The following is a 21,716-nucleotide window of genomic DNA, read 5'->3' on the forward strand; positions in this document are numbered from 1 at the left end:
AATTTTGGCGGTAGGGAATCTACCGCCACGGGGGATCAGGCTGAGAAGAACGCCATCAGTACCGGCACCAGCAGACTAAGGATAAAACCGTGTACGATAGCTGCAGGAACGATTTCTACGCCGCCTGAGCGCTGTAGCACCGGTAGAGTAAAGTCCATTGAGGTTGCGCCGCACAGCCCAAGCGCGGTAGAGCGGCTACGCAATACCATGCCGGGGATTAACATTATCGCCAGCAGTTCGCGGGCCAGATCGTTAAAGAATGTAGCGCTGCCAATGACCGGGCCATAGGATTCGGTCATCAGGATCCCGGAAAGGGAGTACCAGCCGAAGCCGGACGCCATCGCCAGACCGGTTTTAATGGGCAGACCAAGAATAAGGGCATTAATCACTCCGCCAAATAATGAGCTCGCCGCGACCACTACCGCGACAATCATTCCGCGGCGATTAAGCACAATTTGCCGTAATGTCATTCCATTATTACGCAGCTGAATACCGATAAGGAATAACAAGAAAATTAACGTATATTCGCTGGCTTCGGTCGCGTGTTGTAAAAATGAGAGGCCGCTTAACCCCAGCAGGAAACCAATTAGTACGACGCCAAGCAGCTGCAGCGACTCGAGAGCCATCGCCAGGCGCGAGGGTAATTTTTCCGGACGATGCTTGACCCGCCACGGCATTTTTTTATCCAGCCATAATAGTGCTGCAATATTGCACAGAATAATAACCACAATACTTACCGCAGAGTAATGCAGTATCGACAACAGATTGCTGCTGAGATTATCGAGGAAGGCAAGGCTAATCCCCATGAAAAAGAGGATCACGTAAACAATCCAGCTCAGCAGCCGGGTAATCAGTTTAAGTGCGGAAGGGTGACGCAGAGGAATCAGATAGCCGACAATCAACGGCAGCAGAATGATTAATAGTCCCGAAAACATGAACGGCAAGGTCCTTGCAAATTAAGAATAGCGCCAATGACACTACCCAATTCGCCAGGCCGAGTAAAGCTGTCGACAAAAAGAAAAAGCCCGGCATCGCCGGGCTTCTCGCGAGGATTAATCGCGTTTTTCGAGCAGGGTGCGATACAGCACGCCGCCGAGGATACCGCCGATGATTGGCATCACCCAGAACAACCACAGCTGTTGCAGCGCCCAGCCGCCCTGGAAGATAGCGACCGCGGTGCTACGTGCCGGGTTAACGGACGTATTGGTCACCGGAATGCTAATCAGGTGGATAAGGGTCAGCGCCAGGCCGATAGCGATCGGCGCAAAGCCCGCCGGGGCGTTTTTATCGGTCGCACCGTGAATAACCAGCAGGAAACCACAGGTCAGCACGATTTCGATAACGATAGCGGACAGCATGGAGTAGCCGCCTGGGGAGTGTTCGCCGAAACCGTTTGAAGCGAAGCCGCTCGCGGCAGCGTCGAAACCGGCTTTACCGCTGGCGATAACGTACAGCACGGCGGCGGCAATAATACCGCCGACAACCTGTGCGACAATATAACCAATTACGTCTTTAGCCGGGAAACGACCGCCAGCCCACAGACCTAAAGTGACCGCCGGGTTAAAGTGACCGCCGGAAATATGGCCCACGGCGAACGCCATAGTTAATACGGTTAAACCAAAGGCTAAGGCCACGCCGGCAAAACCAATTCCCAGTTCCGGGAAAGCCGCTGCCAGCACTGCGCTACCGCAGCCGCCGAATACGAGCCAGAATGTGCCAAAGCACTCTGCTGCTAATTTTCTGAACATAACCACCTCAAATAATAATGTAAACGAACACGTTATGACGTGCCGGTCTTTATTTATCGACGCAAAGAATGACGATAAAAATAAAGCGCCGCTATTTTAGGAACGAACGCCACCCTCGGACTAGTTAAATAAATTGATGTAATTTGATTTAGAGCAATGAGATGGTCTTCCTTTCACCATGCATGAATTATGCAAGTGTAGAACATAAATTTGAAAAATAAACTACTCACAATGATGAATTATTTAATTAATTAAATGAAATTAAGTGTTGTAACCTTACAAACTCTTATGCCCCAACGGGCTATGGTTCACTCTTTGCGCAAAGGATGCCATGTCGCCCCGGTCTCGCTATACTGCTGATTACTGAAGGAGAATGTGGCGCCAGGTGGAGGGGATATGCATCTTGAGCGTGTAGAGATCGTCGGATTTCGCGGTATCAACCGTTTATCGTTGATGCTTGAGCAAAACAATGTGCTAATCGGCGAGAACGCCTGGGGGAAATCCAGTCTGCTGGACGCTCTGACGCTGCTTTTATCGCCTGAGTTTGACCTGTACCATTTCGTGCGCGATGACTTCTGGTTTCCCCCCGGCGATATTCAGGGGCGGGAGCATCATCTGCATATCATTTTAACCTTCCGCGAAAATGAACCCGGGCGCCATCGCGTACGCCGTTTTCGCCCCCTTAGCGATTGCTGGGTGCCCTGTGATGACGGCTATCAGCGCATTTTCTATCGCCTTGAGGGTGAGCTGGCTGATGACGGCAGCGTGATGACTCTGCGTAGTTTTATTAACTGCCAGGGAGAGGCGCTGGAGATGCATGATATCGACGATCTGGCGCGCCACCTGGTGCGCTTAATGCCGGTATTGCGCCTGCGCGACGCCCGCTTTATGCGCCGAATTCACAACGGAACCGTGCCGCATTCGCCGCAAATTGAGATTACCGCCAGGCAACTGGATTTTCTCTCCCGCGAACTGGTCAATCATCCGCAAAATCTTACCGATGGACAAATCCGCGAAGGGCTGTCGGCGATGGTGCAACTGCTAGAACATTACTTCGCCGAGCAGAGCAGCGCGCAAAGCCGCAATCGCCTGATGCGCCGACGTTCTCATGACGAACAACGCAGCTGGCGCTATCTCGATATTATTAACCGAATGATTGATAAACCCGGCGGTCGCAGTCATCGGGTGATCTTGCTTGGGTTGTTCTCCACTTTATTGCAGGCGAAGGGAACCGTCCGACTCGATCGCGATGCGCGGCCGCTGCTGCTGATTGAGGACCCGGAAACGCGTCTGCATCCGATCATGCTCTCGGTCGCCTGGCATTTGCTGAATCTGCTGCCACTGCAGCGAGTGACCACGACCAATTCCGGCGAGCTGTTGTCGTTGACGCCGGTTGAGCAGGTGTGTCGGCTGGTGCGTGAATCGTCCCGCGTCTCGGCGTGGCGGCTCGGTCCCGGCGGGATGAATGCGGAAGATAGTCGCCGCATTGCGTTTCACATTCGCTTCAACCGCGCGTCATCGCTGTTTGCCCGTTGCTGGTTACTGGTGGAAGGCGAAACGGAAACCTGGGTTATCAACGAACTGGCGCGCCAGTGCGGGCATCATTTCGATGCTGAAGGGGTGAAGGTGATTGAATTCGCCCAATCCGGGCTCAAGCCGCTGATAAAATTCGCCCGCCGGATGGGGATTGAATGGCATGTGTTGGTAGATGGTGATGAGGCCGGTAAGAAGTATGCCGCTACGGTACGTGGGCTGCTCAACAATGATAACGAACTGGAACGAGTGCACTTAACCATGCTTCCGGCAATGGACATGGAACACTTTATGTATCGTCAGGGGTTCGACGATGTTTACCATCGCGTGGCGCAGATCCCGGAGAATATGCCGATGAACATGCGCCGGGTAATCACAAAAGCCATACATCGTTCATCGAAACCCGATCTGGCGATAGAGGTCGCAATGGAGGCCGGGCGGCGGGGAATCGACGCCGTCCCGACGTTACTGAAAAAGATGTTTTCCCGCGTGCTGTGGCTGGCGCGCGGGCGCGCTGATTAGGCCAGCGGCGAAAACCGTGCCATGTTACGCAAGACTCGCCGCAGCCGAACATCAATAAACATTAAGCATTGCTAAAATTCTGGCTTCTGTTCGCCGCTGCTTCCGTTAGAATCATCGTCCGGGCTGCGGGGAATAGATCAGGAATTTTTTATGACATTGAATGGAAAACGCAGGAAAGTCTGGTGGCTGTTGGCGTTAGTGGTAGTGATAGCGGCCATCTGGGGATGGCGCATTCTTAACGCGCCGTTGCCGCAGTATCAAACGCTGGTGGCGCGCAAAAGCGATCTGCAGCAGAGCGTTCTGGCGACGGGCAAATTAGATGCTCTGCGTAAAGTCGACGTCGGCGCCCAGGTCAGCGGCCAGTTGAAAACGCTGCGCGTCAATATTGGCGATAAAGTGCAGAAAGACCAGCTACTGGGGGTCATCGACCCGGAGCAGGCGGAAAACCAGATTAAAGAAGTCGACGCGACGCTCATGGAACTGCGCGCGCAGTTGAAACAGGCGCAGGCCGAACGCAAGCTCGCGCAAGTAACATTAGCGCGCCAGCAGCAGTTGGCGCAGCGTCAGCTGGTTTCTCGCCAGGATCTGGATACCGCCGCCACCGATGTGGCGGTGAAAGAGGCGCAAATCGGCACCATCGAAGCGCAGATCAAACGCAACCAGGCGACCCTCGACACCGCGAAAACCAACCTCGACTATACGCGTATCCTGGCGCCGATGTCCGGTGAAGTGACGCAAATCACGACCCTGCAGGGACAGACGGTGATTGCCGCCCAGCAGGCGCCAAACATTCTGACCCTGGCGGACCTCAGTACCATGCTGGTCAAAGCGCAGGTTTCGGAAGCTGACGTGATCCATCTTAAGCCGGGACAAAAAGCCTGGTTTACGGTACTCGGCGATCCTCTGACTCGTTACGAAGGTACGCTGAAGGATATTCTGCCGACGCCGGAAAAGGTCAATGATGCCATATTTTATTATGCGCGTTTTGAAGTCCCTAACCCGCAGGGGATCCTGCGTCTTGAAATGACTGCGCAGGTGCATATCCAGCTAGCGGAAGTGAAAAACGTGATTACTATTCCCCTCAGCGCGCTGGGCGACGCCATCGGCGATAACCGCTATAACGTGCGCCTGCTGCGCAACGGGGAAGTGAAAGAGCGTGAAATCGTTATTGGCGCGCGTAACGATACCGATGTGGCGGTGGCGAAAGGGCTGGAAGAGGGCGATGAGGTCATTATCAGCGAAAGCACGCCCGGAGCGACAAAATGACGGCGCTGCTTGAACTGCGTGATATTCGCCGCAGTTACCCCTCTGGCGACGGTGAAGTTGACGTGCTTAAGGGGATCACCCTTAGTATTGCCGCCGGGGAAATGGTGGCGATCGTCGGGGCTTCAGGGTCCGGGAAATCGACGCTGATGAACATCCTTGGCTGCCTTGATAAGCCCACCAGCGGCACCTATCAGGTTGCCGGGGTCGATGTGGCGCATCTGAGCGGCGATGAACTGGCCAGGCTGCGCCGCGAGCACTTCGGCTTTATTTTCCAGCGTTACCATCTGTTATCGCACCTCACGGCGGCGCAAAACGTCGAGGTCCCTGCTATTTATGCCGGCAAAGAGCGCCGGATTCGTCTTGAACGGGCGCGAGATTTACTCACCCGATTAGGTCTGGGCGAGCGAGCGGAATACTTCCCGTCGCAGCTCTCCGGCGGCCAGCAGCAGCGCGTGAGTATCGCGCGCGCCCTGATGAACGGCGGTGAGGTGATCCTCGCCGATGAACCGACCGGGGCGCTGGATAGCCGCTCAGGCGAAGAGGTTATGGCCATCCTGCATCAGCTAAAGGCGCAGGGGCATACGGTGATTATCGTCACCCACGACCCGCAGGTCGCGGCGCAGGCGGAGAGAATCATCGAGCTGCGCGACGGTGAAATTGTGCGTAACCCGCCGCCGTCATCGTCGGAGAAAGGCGGCGTGCTTCGCGCCGAAGCCCGTGGGGAACCTTCCGTCTGGCGTCAGTTCAGTAGCGGTTTTCGCGAGGCGCTGGTGATGGCCTGGCGGGCGATGGCGGCGAATAAAATGCGTACGCTGCTTACTATGCTCGGCATCATTATTGGTATCGCTTCGGTGGTCTCTATTGTGGTGGTTGGCGATGCGGCGAAACAACTGGTCTTAGCCGATATTCGCGCTATCGGCACCAATACCATCGACGTTTACCCCGGCAAAGATTTTGGCGATGACGATCCGCGTTATCAGCAGGCGTTAAAATATGATGATCTGCTGGCAATTCAAAAACAGCCGTGGGTGAGCTCTGCGACGCCGGCGGTATCGAAAAGCCTGCGCCTGCGCGCCAATAATATCGATGTGGCCGCCAGCGCCGAAGGCGTTGGCGCGCAATATTTCAATGTTTACGGTATGACGTTCAGCGAGGGAAATACGTTCAATGAGCTGCAGCTGAATAGCCGGGCGCAGGTGGTGGTGCTGGATAGCAATGCCCGCCGCCAGCTATTTCCTCACAAGGCGAAAGTGGTTGGCGAGGTGATTTTGGTCGGTAATATGCCGGCGACGATTGTCGGCGTGGCCGATGAGAAGCAATCGATGTTCGGCAGCAGCAAAATTCTTCGCGTCTGGCTACCTTACTCCACGATGGCCGGACGGGTGATGGGGCAATCGTGGCTAAACTCGATAACCGTCCGCGTGCAGGAGGGCTACGATAGCGCCACCGCTGAACAGCAGCTGGTGCGATTGCTTGAGCTCCGCCATGGCAAAAAAGATGTTTTCACCTGGAATATGGACAGTGTCTTGAAAACGGCGGAAAGGACCACACATACTTTACAGCTGTTCCTGACCCTGGTGGCGGTGATCGCGCTGGTCGTCGGCGGAATTGGGGTGATGAATATCATGCTGGTTTCAGTGACGGAACGTACCCGTGAAATCGGCATCAGAATGGCGGTTGGCGCCCGGGCCAGGGATGTTCTGCAGCAGTTTCTTATTGAAGCGGTGCTGGTTTGTCTGGTGGGCGGCGCCATCGGCGTGAGTTTATCGTTGATGATTGCGTTCATTTTGCAACTGTTCTTACCCGGTTGGGAAATCGGTTTTTCGCCGCTGGCGCTATTGACCGCATTTTTATGTTCGACGTTGACCGGGGTGCTGTTTGGCTGGTTGCCGGCGCGTAATGCCGCGCGATTAGATCCTGTGGATGCGTTGGCACGAGAGTAAGGTGATAAAAATGCCAGTCAGAAGGACTGGCATTTTATTAGCAGGATGTACACAATGAAGCAAAAGAGTTATGCAGCCGTTTCTGCTTCCACAGGAACAATCACGCTGGCGTGATTGCCTTTCGGCCCCTGGTGAACATCAAACCGAACGGATTGCCCGGCTTTTAGCGTTCTGTAACCATCCATCTGGATGGTGGAGTAATGGGCGAAAATGTCTTCGCCGCCGCCCTCAGGGCAAATGAAACCGAACCCTTTGGCATTGTTGAACCACTTAACAGTACCCATTTCCATACTTCGACATCCTTCGTAAATCTTTATAAGTAAGATGGAATGAACCGGTAGGGAGTCACGAGTTGTACAATTGCTCGCCAACTCTCGCCAGTACAATTTAGAGAAATACGGAAATGCGTCAAGCAATTGACGAGGGTGGACGGTGAAAAATGCGTCAAAATTTGAAGCAGTTAACGCTATTGCTGGGGAATGTGACAGGCGTCGCGGATGGAAGCAATAGATGATAGTTATCTATGATCTATTGTAGATTTGTAACGTGCATAACCTCAGATCATCGACAGGCCGCGGCCTGTTGGCAACAGCAACCGATGACGAACATTGACGATGAGTAAGAGAGATTGGCTGGACTTCGATCAACTGGTAGAAGATGAAGTTCGTGATGCGCTTAAACCACCATCTATGTATAAAGTGATATTAGTCAATGATGACTACACTCCAATGGAGTTTGTTATTGACGTGTTACAAAAATTCTTTTCTTATGATGTAGAACGTGCAACGCAACTGATGCTCACGGTTCACTATGAAGGTAAGGCGATTTGCGGCGTTTTTACCGCCGAAGTTGCGGAAACCAAAGTCGCTATGGTGAACCAGTATGCCAAGGAGAACGAGCATCCATTGCTGTGTACGCTAGAGAAAGCCTGATTACAGGCATGAAAATTGGGGGAGGTGCCTATGCTCAATCAAGAACTGGAACTCAGTTTAAACATGGCTTTCGCCAGAGCGCGCGAGCACCGTCATGAATTTATGACCGTCGAGCACTTGTTGCTGGCTTTGCTCAGCAACCCCTCGGCACGCGAAGCGCTGGAAGCCTGTTCCGTGGACCTGGTCGCTTTGCGTCAGGAACTTGAAGCCTTCATCGAACAGACCACTCCCGTCCTTCCGGCTACGGAAGAAGAGCGAGACACCCAGCCGACGCTAAGCTTTCAGCGCGTGCTGCAGCGTGCGGTTTTCCACGTCCAATCCTCCGGTCGCAGCGAAGTGACCGGCGCTAACGTACTGGTCGCGATTTTCAGCGAGCAGGAGTCGCAGGCCGCCTATCTGCTGCGTAAACATGAAGTCAGCCGCCTTGATGTGGTGAATTTCATTTCTCACGGCACGCGCAAAGACGAGCCCAGCCAGCCTTCGGAAAACAATGCGAGTCAGCCGGGTAACGAAGAGCAAGCAGGCGGGGAGGATCGTATGGAAAACTTCACCACCAATCTCAACCAGCTTGCGCGCGTAGGCGGTATCGATCCGCTGATTGGCCGTGATAAAGAGCTGGAGCGTGCTATTCAGGTATTGTGCCGCCGCCGTAAGAACAACCCGCTGCTGGTGGGAGAATCCGGCGTCGGCAAGACCGCGATTGCGGAAGGGCTCGCCTGGCGTATCGTCCAGGGCGACGTGCCGGAAGTGATGGCGGATTGCACTATTTACTCGCTGGATATCGGTTCGCTGCTGGCAGGAACCAAATATCGCGGCGATTTTGAAAAACGCTTTAAAGCGCTGCTGAAACAGCTTGAGCAGGATACCAATAGCATCCTGTTTATCGATGAGATCCATACCATCATCGGCGCAGGGGCGGCCTCCGGCGGCCAGGTTGATGCGGCTAACCTGATTAAACCGCTGCTTTCCGGCGGCAAGATCAGGGTGATTGGCTCCACGACCTACCAGGAGTTCAGCAACATCTTCGAAAAAGATCGTGCCTTAGCGCGTCGTTTCCAGAAAATCGACGTGACCGAGCCTTCTGTCGAAGAGACGGTGCAGATCATCAACGGCCTGAAACCGAAGTATGAAGCGCACCACGATGTGCGTTATACCGCCAAAGCGGTGCGTGCGGCGGTCGAGCTGGCGGTGAAATACATCAACGATCGCCATCTGCCGGATAAGGCGATTGACGTGATCGACGAAGCGGGCGCGCGGGCGCGGTTGATGCCGGTCAGCAAGCGTAAGAAAACGGTCAATGTGGCGGATATCGAATCCGTGGTTGCGCGCATCGCGCGTATTCCGGAGAAGAGCGTCTCCCGCAGCGATCGCGATACGCTGAAAAACCTTGGCGACCGCCTGAAAATGCTGGTCTTTGGTCAGGATAAAGCGATTGAAGCGCTTACCGAAGCCATCAAAATGGCGCGTGCCGGGCTTGGACATGAGCATAAACCGGTTGGGTCCTTCCTGTTCGCCGGGCCGACCGGGGTTGGGAAAACTGAAGTCACCGTGCAGCTGGCGAAAGCGCTGGGTATTGAACTGCTGCGGTTTGATATGTCCGAGTATATGGAACGTCATACCGTCAGCCGTTTGATTGGCGCCCCTCCGGGATACGTCGGTTTCGATCAGGGCGGGCTGTTGACCGATGCGGTTATCAAACATCCGCACGCGGTACTGCTGCTTGATGAGATCGAAAAAGCGCATCCGGATGTCTTCAATATCCTGCTGCAGGTGATGGATAACGGTACGCTGACAGATAACAACGGCCGTAAAGCGGACTTCCGCAACGTGGTGCTGGTGATGACCACCAACGCCGGGGTGCGTGAAACCGAGCGTAAATCGATTGGTCTTATTCAGCAGGATAACAGCACCGATGCGATGGAAGAGATCAAAAAGATCTTTACGCCGGAGTTCCGTAACCGTCTCGACAACATCATCTGGTTCGATCACCTCTCTACCACCGTGATCCATCAGGTAGTCGATAAGTTTATCGTCGAACTGCAGGTACAGTTGGATCAGAAAGGCGTATCGCTTGAAGTGAGTCAGGAAGCGCGTGACTGGCTGGCTGAGAAGGGCTATGACCGGGCAATGGGCGCGCGTCCAATGGCGCGGGTGATTCAGGACAACCTGAAGAAACCGCTGGCAAACGAGCTGCTGTTTGGTTCGCTGGTGGATGGCGGCCAGGTTACCGTTGAGTTGGATAAAGCCAACAATGTGCTGACCTACGGCTTCCACAGCGCGCAGAAGCACAAACCGGAAGCGGCGCATTAATAAATTCTGAATAGTTCAGTGATAAAGACCGGGTTGGTGACAGCCCGGTCTTTTTTTATCGCTCAGGTCAAATGTCCGGATATGACGGGAGTTTATCGTTAAACTCGGCGCGTAGATCGCGAAAAAGGGCAAAACGACACCCTGGCGTTGGTAAAAGCGCCGGAAAACTCAGCCTGCGTGCGGGAAGTTGAAATGAAAAGACCGGGCAGGAGCCCGGCCTTCAGCATCTGACGCCTTAGCGGCGGAAACAATTAGCGACTACGGAAGACAATGCGGCCTTTGCTCAGGTCGTACGGGGTCAGCTCAACAGTCACTTTGTCGCCCGTCAGAATGCGGATGTAGTTTTTACGCATTTTACCGGAAATATGCGCAGTTACCACGTGACCGTTTTCCAGTTCTACGCGGAACATAGTGTTAGGCAACGTTTCAAGTACGGTGCCCTGCATTTCAATATTGTCTTCTTTGGCCATCTAGTCCTCTGGGGTATCACTACCGTAGTTTTGAACCGGCAAGATAATGCCGAAGTTCAGCAAGTATGTAAAGTTTTACGTATACCCAAAACAGTTCGCGTCGCAGGATGGCGGTAAATAATTGCGCGCAGCCAGCGCCTGCAGCTTAAAACATGACGGGTATAAATCGCCGAAGTAGTTTTGGCGCATTGCCCGGAATACACGCGGTAAAACCACATGACAGGCGCAAACGTAAAGGGCAGTGACAGAACGATGGGCGTTATCTGACTCTTAATATTCCCAAACGGCGGCGGGGCAACAGGCAGAAGCTACTCTACCGCGCAATTATACCACCGCGCTAAGAAATGTGCTGAAAACATTTATCCATTACCGGTAAATAGCACCCTTGGTACCCAAAATCGCTCCGGTAAGCGATAGGTGCGTAATACGGAAAGGTAATCGAGATAATCGCGACGCGGGATTTCAATCGCTCCTAAAGAGGCGGTATGCGCGTTAAGAACCTGACAGTCAATTAATCTGCCACCGTCCTGGGCAAAAGCCTGACAGAAGATCATTAGCGCGGTTTTGGAGGCATTTTCCGCCCGGCTGAACATCGACTCGCCGCAAAACAGCGCTCCCTGCGCCACGCCATACATGCCGCCGACCAGCCTATCCTCATCCCATACTTCGATGGAGTGAGCATGACCGAGTTCATGTAACTGGTGATAGGCCTGAACGATACCATGGGTGATCCAGGTGCCTTCATCGCGATGGCTGGCGCAGCCCTCGATAACCTGGCCGAAGGCGTGATTGAGCGTCACCCGATAGGGCGAACGTTGATGGAAACGTTTCATGCTCCGGCTATAGTGGAATTGCTCCGGCCACAGTACGGCGCGCGGATCGGGCGACCACCATAAAATAGGGTCGCCGGGAGAAAACCATGGAAAGATACCGCGCTGATAGGCCATCAACAAACGGGCTGGGCTGAGATCGCCACCCAGCGCCAGCAGGCCATTTGGTTCACGCAGAGCGCCTTCCGGAGAAGGGAAGGCGATAGAGTCACGAGAGAGCTGAACCAGACGCATTTTTGACCTCAATACGCACCAGCAATTGTTGACAATAATAGCTTACAGACGTTGCTTAAACTGGTAATAACGGCCCTGTTTCGCCAGCAGCTCTGCGTGACTACCTTGCTCAATAATTTGGCCGTTGTCCATGACTATTATCTGATTAAAACGCGCCAGCCCGCGCAGACGGTGAGTGACCATCAACACGGTTTTATCGCGCATCACTTCACTAAGTAAATCAAGGATCTGGCTTTCCGTTGTTGCATCCAGGCCTTCGGTGGGTTCATCAAGTAGCATTAACGGCGCATCGTGCAATAGCGCGCGGGCGATAGCCAGTCGACGTAATTCGCCGCCGGAAAGCTGACGTCCGCCTTCGCCGAGCCAGCTATTCAGGCCGCTATCTTCCAGCAATTTCTCCAGGCCGACGCGCTCCAGGATATCGGCAAGCCTGGCGTCGCTGGCCTGCGGCGCGGCGAGCAGCAGATTATCGCGCAGCGTCGCGCTGAAGAGATGCACCCGCTGCGGCACGACGCTCATCGCCTGGCGCAGGGTCGTTTCAGACAGCTCGCTAAGTGGCTGGCCATTTAGCTGAATCTGACCGTTGGCCGGATCCCAGGCGCGGGTCAATAGCTGCAGCAGAGTCGATTTACCGCAGCCGGTACGGCCAAGAATGGCGATATGCTCGCCTGCCGCGACCTGCAGAGAAATATCTTTTAGCGCCGGGGCCGACTGCTGCGGGTAGCTGAAGGTTACCTCATTCAGGGTAAGCGCTACCTGGGAGAAGCTTTGCGGCGCCTGCTGGCTGAACGTCACCTCGGGCTGCTGCTCGGTAATCTGCGTAATGCGACGCGCGGACGCGATGACCTGGCCGAGATGCTGGAAGGCGCCGGTGACCGGCGCCAGCGCTTCAAATGCCGCTAAGGCGCAGAACACGAAGAGGGCGATCAGCGCCCCCGGCTGGCTATTACCGCCAACGCCTTCGGAGGCCATCCACAGCATGGCGATCACTGCGATGCCGCCAATCAGCAGCATCAGCGCCTGCGACAGGGCGGTGAGCTCAGCCTGGCGGCGCTGCGCCTCCTGCCAGCGCTGTTCCGTTTTTTCCATCTGTTTACGGTAGCGATCGCTGGCATTAAACAGCATTAACTCGGCTTGCCCCTGTAGCCAGGAGGTGAGTTGCTGGCGATACTGCCCGCGGAGTTGGGTGATCTGCTCCCCGGTCGGCTTACCGGCACGGTAAAACAGCGGTGGCAGCAGGAGTAGCGTCGCCAGCATAATTCCGCCAAGCGTTAGCGCCAGGGTGACATCGAGTACGCTTAAGCCGATGGTCACCACCAGGATGACCACCAGTGCGCCAACCAGCGGCGAGATCACGCGCAAATAGAGGTGATCCAGCGTATCGACATCTGCCACGATGCGGTTGAGCAACTCACCCTGACGAAAACGCGCCAGCCCGGCAGGGGAGAGCGGCAGTAGTTTGCTAAACGTGGCGACGCGCAGGTGCTGCAATACCCGGAAAGTGGCATCGTGGCTCACCAGACGCTCAAAGTAGCGGCCGGCGGTACGAATAATTGCCGCGCCGCGAACGCCTGCGGCAGGCAGCATGTAGTTAAAACTGTAAATCCCGGCGACCCCGACCACCGCAGAGGCCGACAGGAACCAGCCGGAAAGCGTTAATAGCCCGATACTTGCCAGCAGGGTGACGATAGCCAGCACCACGCCGAGGGTCAGCAGCCATTTGTGGCGTTTGTATAGCGCCAGATAGGGTAACAGTGCGCGCATTTAAATTTCCTCCTGGCGATGGGCTAACAGTGAGGCAAACGCGCCTCCAGCGGCAGAAAGCTGCGCATAGCCGCCTTGCTCGACAATCTGTCCATTCTGCATCACCCAAATAGCATCCCACTCGGCCAGTCCTGCCAGTTGGTGAGTAACCATCAGCGTGGTCTGCTGGGTAGAAGCGTTAGATAGCGCCTGCATCACACGCTGTTCGCTGTGAGCGTCAAGGCTGGCCGCTGGTTCATCAAGCAGCAACAGGCGGCACGGCACCAGCAGCGCGCGCGCAACGGCAATACGCTGAGCCTGGCCGACCGAGAGGCCGCCAGCCTGATCGCCTAACGGGGTATTAATACCTTGTGGCAATTGGGAAATAAACTCGCTTACCCAGGCCTTATCCAGGGCTAGCTGCAGTTGCGCTTCCGTGGCTTCTGGCCACGCTAGCAGCACGTTTTCACGCAGCGTGGCGGCGGGCAGTTGGGGGTTTTGACCGACCCAGCTAATTAGCCGACGCCAGCGTTCAGCATCGAGATCGCGCAGCTCCACGCCGTTAACCTGTAGCGAACCTTCATAGGGAAGAAAGCCGGTCAGCGTATTCAGCAGCGAGCTTTTACCGGAACCGCTCTGGCCGACCAGGACCACGCGCTCGCCAGCGTTCAGGGTAAAACTCAGCGGGCCTGCCAGCGTTTTGCCATCCGGCGATTTCACCATCAGATCGCGGGCTTCGAGGCGAATCAGTTCATGATCGCTTAGCGTTTTCTCGCCCCGTTCAGCCTGCGCCAGCGGCGTTTCCATAAAAGTCTTCAGGCTATCCGCTGCGCCAATGGCCTGCGCCTTGGCATGGTAAAATGTGCCTAAATCACGTAGCGGCTGGAAAAACTCCGGCGCCAGAATCAGGGTTAAAAAACCGGACATCAGCGTGACGCCGACGCCGTAGTGGCCGAAGTCGAGCTCGCCGAGGTAGGAAAAACCGAAATAGACCGCCACCAGCGCGATAGAGAGCGAAGTAAAGAACTCCAGCACGCCGGAGGAGAGAAAAGCCAGGCGCAGGACTTCCATCGTCCGCTGGCGGAAATCCTGCGACGCATCGCGGATATTGTTAATTTCCGCCTCGCCGCGGTTGAACAGACGCAGCGTCTCCATGCCGCGCAGACGGTCGAGGAAGTGACCGCTGAGGCGACCGAGCGCAAGGAAATTGCGCCGGTTAGCATCGGCGGCGCCCATCCCGACCAGCGCCATAAAGAGCGGGATCAGCGGGGCGGTGCCGAGTAAAATTAGCGCGGCTGCCCAGTTGCTGGGGAAGATAGTGATAACAATCAGCAGCGGCACGCAGGCGGCCAGCGTCATCTGCGGCAGATAGCGCGCGTAGTAATCATGCATATCGTCGATTTGCTCAAGGATGAGCGTCGCCCAACTGCCGGCGGGTTTTCCCTGAATCCAGGCCGGGCCCGCCTGCTGAAGGCGGTCCAGCACCTGGCGGCGAATTTCATAACGGATATGCTGGCCGGCGTGGAAGCCGACGCGTTCGCGTAGCCACACCACCCAGGCGCGCAGGATCAGCACCAGCGCCAGCAAGGTAAACGGCAGCAGCAGCGCCGTCGCCGGGATATTTTCCATTATCATTCGATGAAGTATACGCGCCAGGAACCACGCCTGAGCGACGATCAATAGACCGCTCACGACGCCCAGCAGGCGAGAAATCATCAACCAGCGACGGGAGATAATGCTTTTTTCTTTTAACCAGCGGGTTAACTCTTGTTGACGGGTTTTATTCATTGCGCGCTTAGCAGGTGTCGTTATGAGATTTTTGGGCACGGCAATGTTACAACGGGGCAAAAATAAAGGCGACTTTTCGTCGCCTTCTTTACCTTTGTTACTGACTTGTAAAGATTATTTGCAAGCGTCAGCTAACCCATCCAGATAGCGTTCCGCGTCCAGCGCCGCCATACAGCCGGTGCCGGCGGAGGTAATCGCCTGACGGTAGATATGGTCCATCACGTCGCCCGCGGCGAACACGCCAGGGATACTGGTTTGCGTGGCGTTGCCGTGGATGCCGGATTGTACTTTGATATAACCGTTTTCCAGCGCTAACTGACCTTCAAAGATAGCGGTGTTCGGGCTGTGTCCAATGGCGACAAACAGACCGGCGACGTCCAGCGTTTCAACGTTATCGCTATTTTTAGTATCGCGCAGACGCAGCCCGCTGACGCCCATCTGGTCGCCGGTGACTTCTTCCAGGGTGCGATCGGTGTGCAGCACGATATTGCCGCTTTCCACTTTATCCATCAGGCGCTTGATCAGGATTTTTTCCGCACGGAAGGTGTCGCGACGGTGGATCAGATGCACTTCAGCAGCGATGTTGGACAGATACAGCGCTTCTTCAACCGCCGTGTTGCCGCCGCCGATGACCGCGACTTTCTGGTTACGATAGAAGAAACCGTCGCAGGTGGCGCAGGCAGAGACGCCGCGTCCTTTGAAAGCTTCTTCAGAAGGCAGCCCCAGATAACGGGCGGAAGCGCCGGTAGCGATAATCAGCGCGTCACAGGTGTACTCGCCGCTGTCGCCGACCAGGCGGAACGGACGGTTCTGCAGATCGACGCTGCTGATATGGTCGAAAATAATTTCAGTTTCGAACTTGGTGGCATGCTCGTGCATACGTTCCATGAGCAGCGGACCGGTCAGATCGTTTGGGTCGCCTGGCCAGTTTTCCACTTCAGTGGTGGTGGTCAGCTGACCGCCTTTTTCCATGCCGGTGATCAGCACCGGCTGCAGGTTTGCGCGCGCAGCATAGACCGCCGCGGTATATCCTGCAGGTCCAGAACCTAGAATAAGCAGTTTACTGTGTTTGGCTGTGCCCATGAGATCCCCATATTTTATTGGCATACATTGGGCTGGATTGTAGGGAATTTGCGGGCGTAAAAAAAGAGCGTAGCGATTTTGTTAACGATATGTGCAATAGAACCCGCCGATGGATTGGCGATTTAACGAGCGGAAAATATAATTAATTCTACTGTTAGCGCCCTGATTATAAGATGAAAACATGAGATTCAGAGGGGGTTGATGATGAATATCTGGCATCTTGTACTAAAAATCGATGTTTTGCTTTGACAATCCCCTGTGCTTTTGCGAAAACATTCATGGAAGAAGAAAAGCAGTGTTTCGCGTGTGGCGAATGTTCATGCACGCAAATGCCATTTTTATCCGGGTCAGCGAAATCTACGCATGGTGTGGACAGACGCCATGCGTGATGTCGGTGACTGCCATCAGGCAACGGGCTTCTCACGTACCCCTGGGTTACTCAACGTCGTACGGGTAATAACGGGATGGGCTCTGGCAGTGAAGGCGCAGAGTCAGAACAGGAGTAGGGAAGGAATACAGAGAGACAATAATAATGGTAGATAGCAAGAAACGCCCTGGCAAAGATCTCGACCGCATCGATCGTAACATTCTGAATGAACTGCAAAAAGACGGGCGTATTTCCAACGTCGAGCTTTCCAAACGGGTGGGACTTTCTCCGACGCCTTGCCTTGAGCGCGTGCGTCGGCTGGAAAGACAGGGTTTTATTCAGGGCTATACGGCGCTGCTCAACCCGCATTATCTGGATGCATCACTTCTGGTATTTGTTGAGATTACTCTGAATCGTGGTGCGCCGGATGTGTTTGAGCAATTTAACGCCGCAGTACAAAAACTTGAAGAAATTCAAGAGTGTCACTTGGTATCCGGTGATTTTGACTATCTGTTGAAAACCCGCGTACCGGACATGTCAGCGTATCGTAAATTGCTGGGCGAAACCCTGCTGCGCCTGCCGGGCGTAAACGACACCCGTACCTACGTGGTTATGGAAGAAGTCAAGCAGAGTAATCGTCTGGTAATCAAGACGCGCTAACACGGAACAGGTGCAAAATCGACGTAGTTTGATTACACTCCTGTTAATCCATACAGCAACAGTGCCGGGGAGACCCGGCGCTGTTGTCCGTTTTAGCAGCAGGCAGGAAATTGCCTGATACCTGGAGAGCCTTTCTTGAGCCAGGAATACACCGAAGACAAAGAAGTCAAACTAACGAAGCTAAGCAGCGGGCGCCGCGTTCTTGAGGCGTTACTCATCCTTTGCTCTCTTTTTGCCATCTGGCTGATGGCGGCATTACTGAGCTTTAATCCATCCGATCCCAGTTGGTCACAGACCGCCTGGCATGAGCCTATCCATAATCTGGGCGGCATGCCCGGCGCGTGGCTGGCGGACACGTTATTTTTCATCTTTGGCGTAATGGCCTACACCATCCCCGTGATCATCATCGGCGGCTGCTGGTTTGCATGGCGTCATCAGGAAAATGACGAGTATGTCGATTACTTCGCTGTTTCGTTGCGCCTGATCGGCGCGCTGGCGCTGATCCTCACCTCCTGCGGCCTGGCGGCAATTAACGCCGACGATATCTGGTACTTTGCCTCCGGCGGCGTCATTGGCAGCCTGCTTAGCACCACCTTACAACCCTTGCTGCACAGCAGCGGCGGCACTATCGCCTTGCTCTGTATCTGGGCCGCGGGTTTAACGCTGTTTACCGGCTGGTCATGGGTCAGCATTGCCGAGAAACTCGGCGGCGCAATCCTTTCTATTCTGACCTTTGCCAGTAATCGTACCCGTCGGGACGATACCTGGGTTGATGAAGGGGAATATGAAGATGATGAATATGAAGATGAAGAAGACGACGATACCGCACAGCCGCGGGAATCGCGTCGCGCCCGCATCTTACGCAGCGCGCTAGCGCGTCGTAAGCGTCTGGCGGAAAAGTTCGCCAACCCGATGGGGCGTAAAACCGATGCCGCGCTGTTCTCCGGTAAACGTATGGATGATGCGGAAGCAGTACAATACAGCGCCAGCGGCGCGCCTGTCGCTGCGGATGATGTCCTGTTCTCAGGCGCCAGCGCCGCGCGTCCTGGCGATTTAGACCCTTACGATCCGCTACTGAACGGCCATACGGTGGCCGACCCGATCGGCGCCGCCTCCGCCGCTGTCGTTGCGCCGCAGGCATGGGCGGAGCAGGGGACAGGTCAGGCATACCAACCGGAGGCCGCTCACCTGCAACCACCGGTGTATCAGCCTGAATATGCGCCGCAGCAGCCGCCGGTTTATCAACCGGAAGCCGCGCATCCTCAGCAGCCGGCGTATCAGCCTGAGTATGCGCCGCAGCAGCCGCCGGTTTATCAACCGGAATCCGCGCATCCGCAGCAGCCAGTGTATCAGCCGGAATACGCGCCGCAGCAGCAGCCGGTTTACCAGCCGGAAGCCGCGCATCCACAGCAGCCAGCGTATCAGCCTGAGTATGCGCCGCAGCAGCCGCCGGTTTATCAGCCGGAAGCCGCGCATCCACAGCAGCCGGCGTATCAGCCTCAGTATGCGCCGCAGCAGCCGCCGGTTTACCAGCCGGAAGCCGCGCATCCACAACAGCCTGTGTATCAGCCTGAGTATGCGCCGCAGCAGCCACCGGTTTACCAGCCGGAATCCGCGCATCCGCAGCAGCCGATATACCAGCCTGAACCGGCTGTTCAACAACCTGTTTATCATCAGGAACCGGCGCCAGCCGCTGAGCCTGAGACTCCTCAGGAAGAAACTAAACGCCCGCCGATGTACTACTTCGAGGAAGTCGAAGAGAAGCGCGCGCGCGAGCGTGAGTTGCTGGAATCCTGGTATCAGCCAATCCCTGAACCGGCGAGCCCGGTGGCGACCAAACCGATCACCACCCCGGCTGCCCCATCCAAACCGTCAGTTGATGCCGCCGCCGTGACGGCCGTCGCCGCAGGCGTTCATCAGGCCACCACTTCTGGCAGCGCAGCCGCAGCCGCCTCAGTGGCGTCAACCGCCGCTGACGCAGCGCCAGTTTTCAGCCCGGCATCCAGCGGCCCGCGGGTACAGGTAAAAGAAGGCATTGGTCCGAAATTGCCGCGTCCGAATCGCGTCCGTGTGCCGACGCGTCGGGAGCTTGCTTCCTATGGCATTAAGCTGCCGTCTCAGCGTATTGCTGAAGAGCGCGCGCGTCGGGCCGAGCTTGAACATCATTACGATAATGAGCCGCTGAGCGACGAAGAAGCCGATGCGTTGGAACAGGACGAGCTGGCGCGTCAGTTTGCCGCTACCCAGCAACAGCGCTATGGCGAGTCCTGGGAATCCGAAAGCGATGAGCAGGACGAAGACGCTGCCGCTGAAGCCGAACTGGCGCGCCAGTTTGCCGCGACCCAGCAGCAGCGCTATGCCAGCGAGCAGCCGCCGGGAGCCAATCCCTTCTCACCGGCGGACTATGAGTTCTCGCCGATGAAAACGCTGGTCAATGATGGTCCAAGCGAGCCGTTGTTTACGCCGACGCCGGAAGTGCAGCCCCAGCAACCGGCTCAGCATTATCAACAACCGGCAGCCGCGCCACAGCAGGGTTATCAACCTGCGCAGCCGCCCGTACACCATCAGCCGGTAGCTCCGCAACCGCAGGCTTATCAACCTGCGCAGCAGCCAATGCAGCAACAACAGCCGGTTGCTCAGCAGCCCGCGCCGTCGCCGCAGGATAGCCTTATTCATCCGCTACTGATGCGTAATGGCGACAGCCGTCCGCTGCAAAGACCAACAACGCCGCTGCCGTCGCTGGATCTCTTGACGCCACCGCCGAGCGAAGTTGAACCTGTTGATACCTTTGCGCTTGAGCAGATGGCGCGTCTGGTCGAAGCGCGTCTCGCCGATTTCCGCATTAAAGCGGATGTGGTGAACTACTCGCCGGGTCCGGTGATCACTCGTTTCGAGCTGAACCTCGCGCCGGGGGTGAAGGCCGCGCGTATCTCTAACCTGTCGCGCGACCTTGCGCGTTCGCTGTCGACCGTGGCGGTGCGTGTGGTGGAAGTTATTCCGGGTAAACCTTACGTTGGCCTGGAATTACCGAACAAAAAACGCCAGACCGTATACCTGCGCGAAGTGCTCGATTGTCCGAAATTCCGCGAGAACCCATCGCCGCTTACCGTGGTGCTGGGCAAAGATATCGCCGGCGATCCGGTGGTGGCCGATCTGGCGAAAATGCCGCATCTGCTGGTTGCCGGTACCACTGGTTCGGGTAAATCGGTCGGCGTGAACGCCATGATCCTCAGCATGCTCTATAAGGCGCAGCCGGAAGACGTTCGTTTCATCATGATCGACCCGAAAATGCTTGAGCTGTCGGTGTACGAAGGTATCCCGCATCTGCTGACGGAAGTGGTCACCGACATGAAAGACGCCGCCAATGCGCTGCGCTGGAGCGTCAATGAAATGGAGCGCCGTTATAAGCTGATGTCGGCGCTGGGCGTGCGTAATCTGGCGGGCTACAACGAGAAGATCGCTGAGGCCGCACGCATGGGACGCCCGATCCCGGATCCTTACTGGAAACCGGGCGACAGTATGGACGCCGTGCATCCGGTGCTGGAAAAACTGCCGTACATCGTGGTGCTGGTGGATGAATTCGCCGATCTGATGATGACCGTCGGTAAGAAGGTGGAAGAACTGATTGCGCGTCTGGCGCAGAAAGCGCGCGCGGCGGGCATTCACCTGGTGCTGGCGACCCAGCGTCCGTCGGTTGACGTGATTACCGGTCTTATCAAGGCCAACATTCCGACGCGTATCGCCTTCACCGTATCGAGCAAGATTGACTCGCGTACCATCCTTGACCAGGGGGGCGCAGAATCGCTGCTGGGCATGGGGGATATGCTCTATTCCGGGCCGAACTCCACGATGCCGGTTCGCGTCCATGGCGCGTTTGTCCGTGACCAGGAAGTACACGCCGTGGTGCAGGACTGGAAAGCGCGCGGTCGTCCGCAGTATGTTGACGGTATTACCTCTGATAGCGAAAGCGAAGGCGGTGGTGGCGGCTTTGATGGCGGGGAAGAGCTGGATCCGCTGTTCGATCAGGCGGTCAACTTCGTAACCGAGAAGCGCAAAGCCTCGATCTCGGGGGTGCAGCGTCAGTTCCGTATCGGTTATAACCGCGCGGCGCGTATCATTGAGCAGATGGAAGCTCAGGGGATCGTCAGCGAGCAAGGCCATAACGGTAACCGTGAAGTCCTGGCACCGCCGCCCTTCGAGTAAGTGCAAAGTTCGGTAAATAAGCGCAAAATCAGCCTGTTCTGCTATTCCGTTGCTCTCAACGGCTCTACAGTAGGGACAGAACAG

Annotated in this window: 15 protein-coding genes; 7 read left to right on the plus strand and 8 right to left on the minus strand. The window is 55.8% G+C overall.

All coding sequences use genetic code 11. The annotated features are described in order from the left end of the window. Positions 1–35: 35 nt before the first annotated feature. A complete protein-coding gene (locus tag EAE_RS15270; RefSeq protein WP_015367501.1) occupies positions 36–935 on the minus strand; it encodes a LysO family transporter in 900 nt (299 codons plus the stop codon). Between the two features lie 117 nt (positions 936–1,052). Beyond that, on the minus strand, positions 1,053–1,748 hold the full coding sequence (gene aqpZ / locus EAE_RS15275) for an aquaporin Z (protein ID WP_015704870.1): 696 nt from the start codon (positions 1,746–1,748) through the stop codon (positions 1,053–1,055). A 396-nt stretch (positions 1,749–2,144) separates the two neighbouring features. On the opposite strand from aqpZ, the gene EAE_RS15280 reads away from it, so the two are divergent. The 3 genes from EAE_RS15280 to macB all read left to right on the plus strand — a co-directional run bounded on the left by EAE_RS15280 (position 2,145) and on the right by macB (position 7,012). After that, positions 2,145–3,803, plus strand: coding sequence for an ATP-dependent endonuclease (locus EAE_RS15280; protein ID WP_015704871.1), 1,659 nt, complete (start codon positions 2,145–2,147; stop codon positions 3,801–3,803). Positions 3,804–3,953: 150 nt separating this feature from the next. Next, positions 3,954–5,069, plus strand: a complete 1,116-nt coding sequence (macA, locus tag EAE_RS15285) for a macrolide transporter subunit MacA (protein ID WP_015367497.1) — start codon at positions 3,954–3,956, stop codon at positions 5,067–5,069. Then, positions 5,066–7,012, plus strand: a complete 1,947-nt coding sequence (macB, locus tag EAE_RS15290; RefSeq protein ID WP_015704872.1) for a macrolide ABC transporter ATP-binding protein/permease MacB — start codon at positions 5,066–5,068, stop codon at positions 7,010–7,012. The genes macA and macB overlap by 4 nt, the downstream gene beginning before the upstream one ends. A 68-nt stretch (positions 7,013–7,080) precedes the next feature. Here macB and cspD read toward each other — a convergent pair whose 3' ends face one another. Continuing rightward, positions 7,081–7,302 carry a cold shock-like protein CspD gene (gene cspD / locus EAE_RS15295; RefSeq protein WP_015367495.1) on the minus strand — a complete coding sequence of 74 codons (222 nt, stop codon included), beginning with the start codon at positions 7,300–7,302 and terminating at the stop codon, positions 7,081–7,083. A gap of 324 nt (positions 7,303–7,626) precedes the next feature. Between cspD and clpS the strand changes: the two genes are divergently transcribed. After that, complete coding sequence (clpS, locus tag EAE_RS15300) at positions 7,627–7,944, plus strand: ATP-dependent Clp protease adapter ClpS (RefSeq protein WP_015367494.1); 318 nt, start codon at positions 7,627–7,629, stop codon at positions 7,942–7,944. 30 nt (positions 7,945–7,974) lie between these two features. Then, a complete protein-coding gene (gene clpA, locus EAE_RS15305) occupies positions 7,975–10,254 on the plus strand; it encodes an ATP-dependent Clp protease ATP-binding subunit ClpA (RefSeq protein WP_015367493.1) in 2,280 nt (759 codons plus the stop codon). Positions 10,255–10,505: 251 nt separating this feature from the next. Here the strand turns inward: clpA and infA are convergent, their stop codons facing one another. The 5 genes from infA to trxB all read right to left on the minus strand — a co-directional run bounded on the left by infA (position 10,506) and on the right by trxB (position 16,402). Then, positions 10,506–10,724, minus strand: coding sequence for a translation initiation factor IF-1 (gene infA, locus EAE_RS15310; protein WP_001040187.1), 219 nt, complete (start codon positions 10,722–10,724; stop codon positions 10,506–10,508). A 359-nt stretch (positions 10,725–11,083) separates the two neighbouring features. Beyond that, positions 11,084–11,788 (minus strand): leucyl/phenylalanyl-tRNA--protein transferase, encoded by a 705-nt coding sequence (aat, locus tag EAE_RS15315; RefSeq protein WP_015704873.1) that lies wholly within the window; start codon positions 11,786–11,788, stop codon positions 11,084–11,086. A 42-nt stretch (positions 11,789–11,830) separates the two neighbouring features. Further along, positions 11,831–13,552 (minus strand): heme ABC transporter ATP-binding protein/permease CydC, encoded by a 1,722-nt coding sequence (gene cydC / locus EAE_RS15320; protein ID WP_015704874.1) that lies wholly within the window; start codon positions 13,550–13,552, stop codon positions 11,831–11,833. Then, positions 13,553–15,319: a heme ABC transporter permease/ATP-binding protein CydD gene (gene cydD / locus EAE_RS15325; protein ID WP_015704875.1), complete on the minus strand. Its 1,767-nt coding sequence runs from the start codon at positions 15,317–15,319 to the stop codon at positions 13,553–13,555. Between the two features lie 114 nt (positions 15,320–15,433). Next, entirely contained in the window at positions 15,434–16,402 is a 969-nt protein-coding gene (trxB, locus tag EAE_RS15330) for a thioredoxin-disulfide reductase (protein ID WP_015367489.1), read from the minus strand. Between the two features lie 532 nt (positions 16,403–16,934). Between trxB and lrp the strand changes: the two genes are divergently transcribed. Next, positions 16,935–17,429, plus strand: a complete 495-nt coding sequence (gene lrp / locus EAE_RS15335; RefSeq protein ID WP_000228469.1) for a leucine-responsive transcriptional regulator Lrp — start codon at positions 16,935–16,937, stop codon at positions 17,427–17,429. Between the two features lie 135 nt (positions 17,430–17,564). Then, entirely contained in the window at positions 17,565–21,632 is a 4,068-nt protein-coding gene (gene ftsK, locus EAE_RS15340; RefSeq protein ID WP_015704876.1) for a DNA translocase FtsK, read from the plus strand. Positions 21,633–21,716: the final 84 nt, after the last annotated feature.

Origin of the sequence: Klebsiella aerogenes KCTC 2190 (genome assembly GCF_000215745.1) — a bacterium.
Taxonomy (GTDB): domain Bacteria; phylum Pseudomonadota; class Gammaproteobacteria; order Enterobacterales; family Enterobacteriaceae; genus Klebsiella; species Klebsiella aerogenes.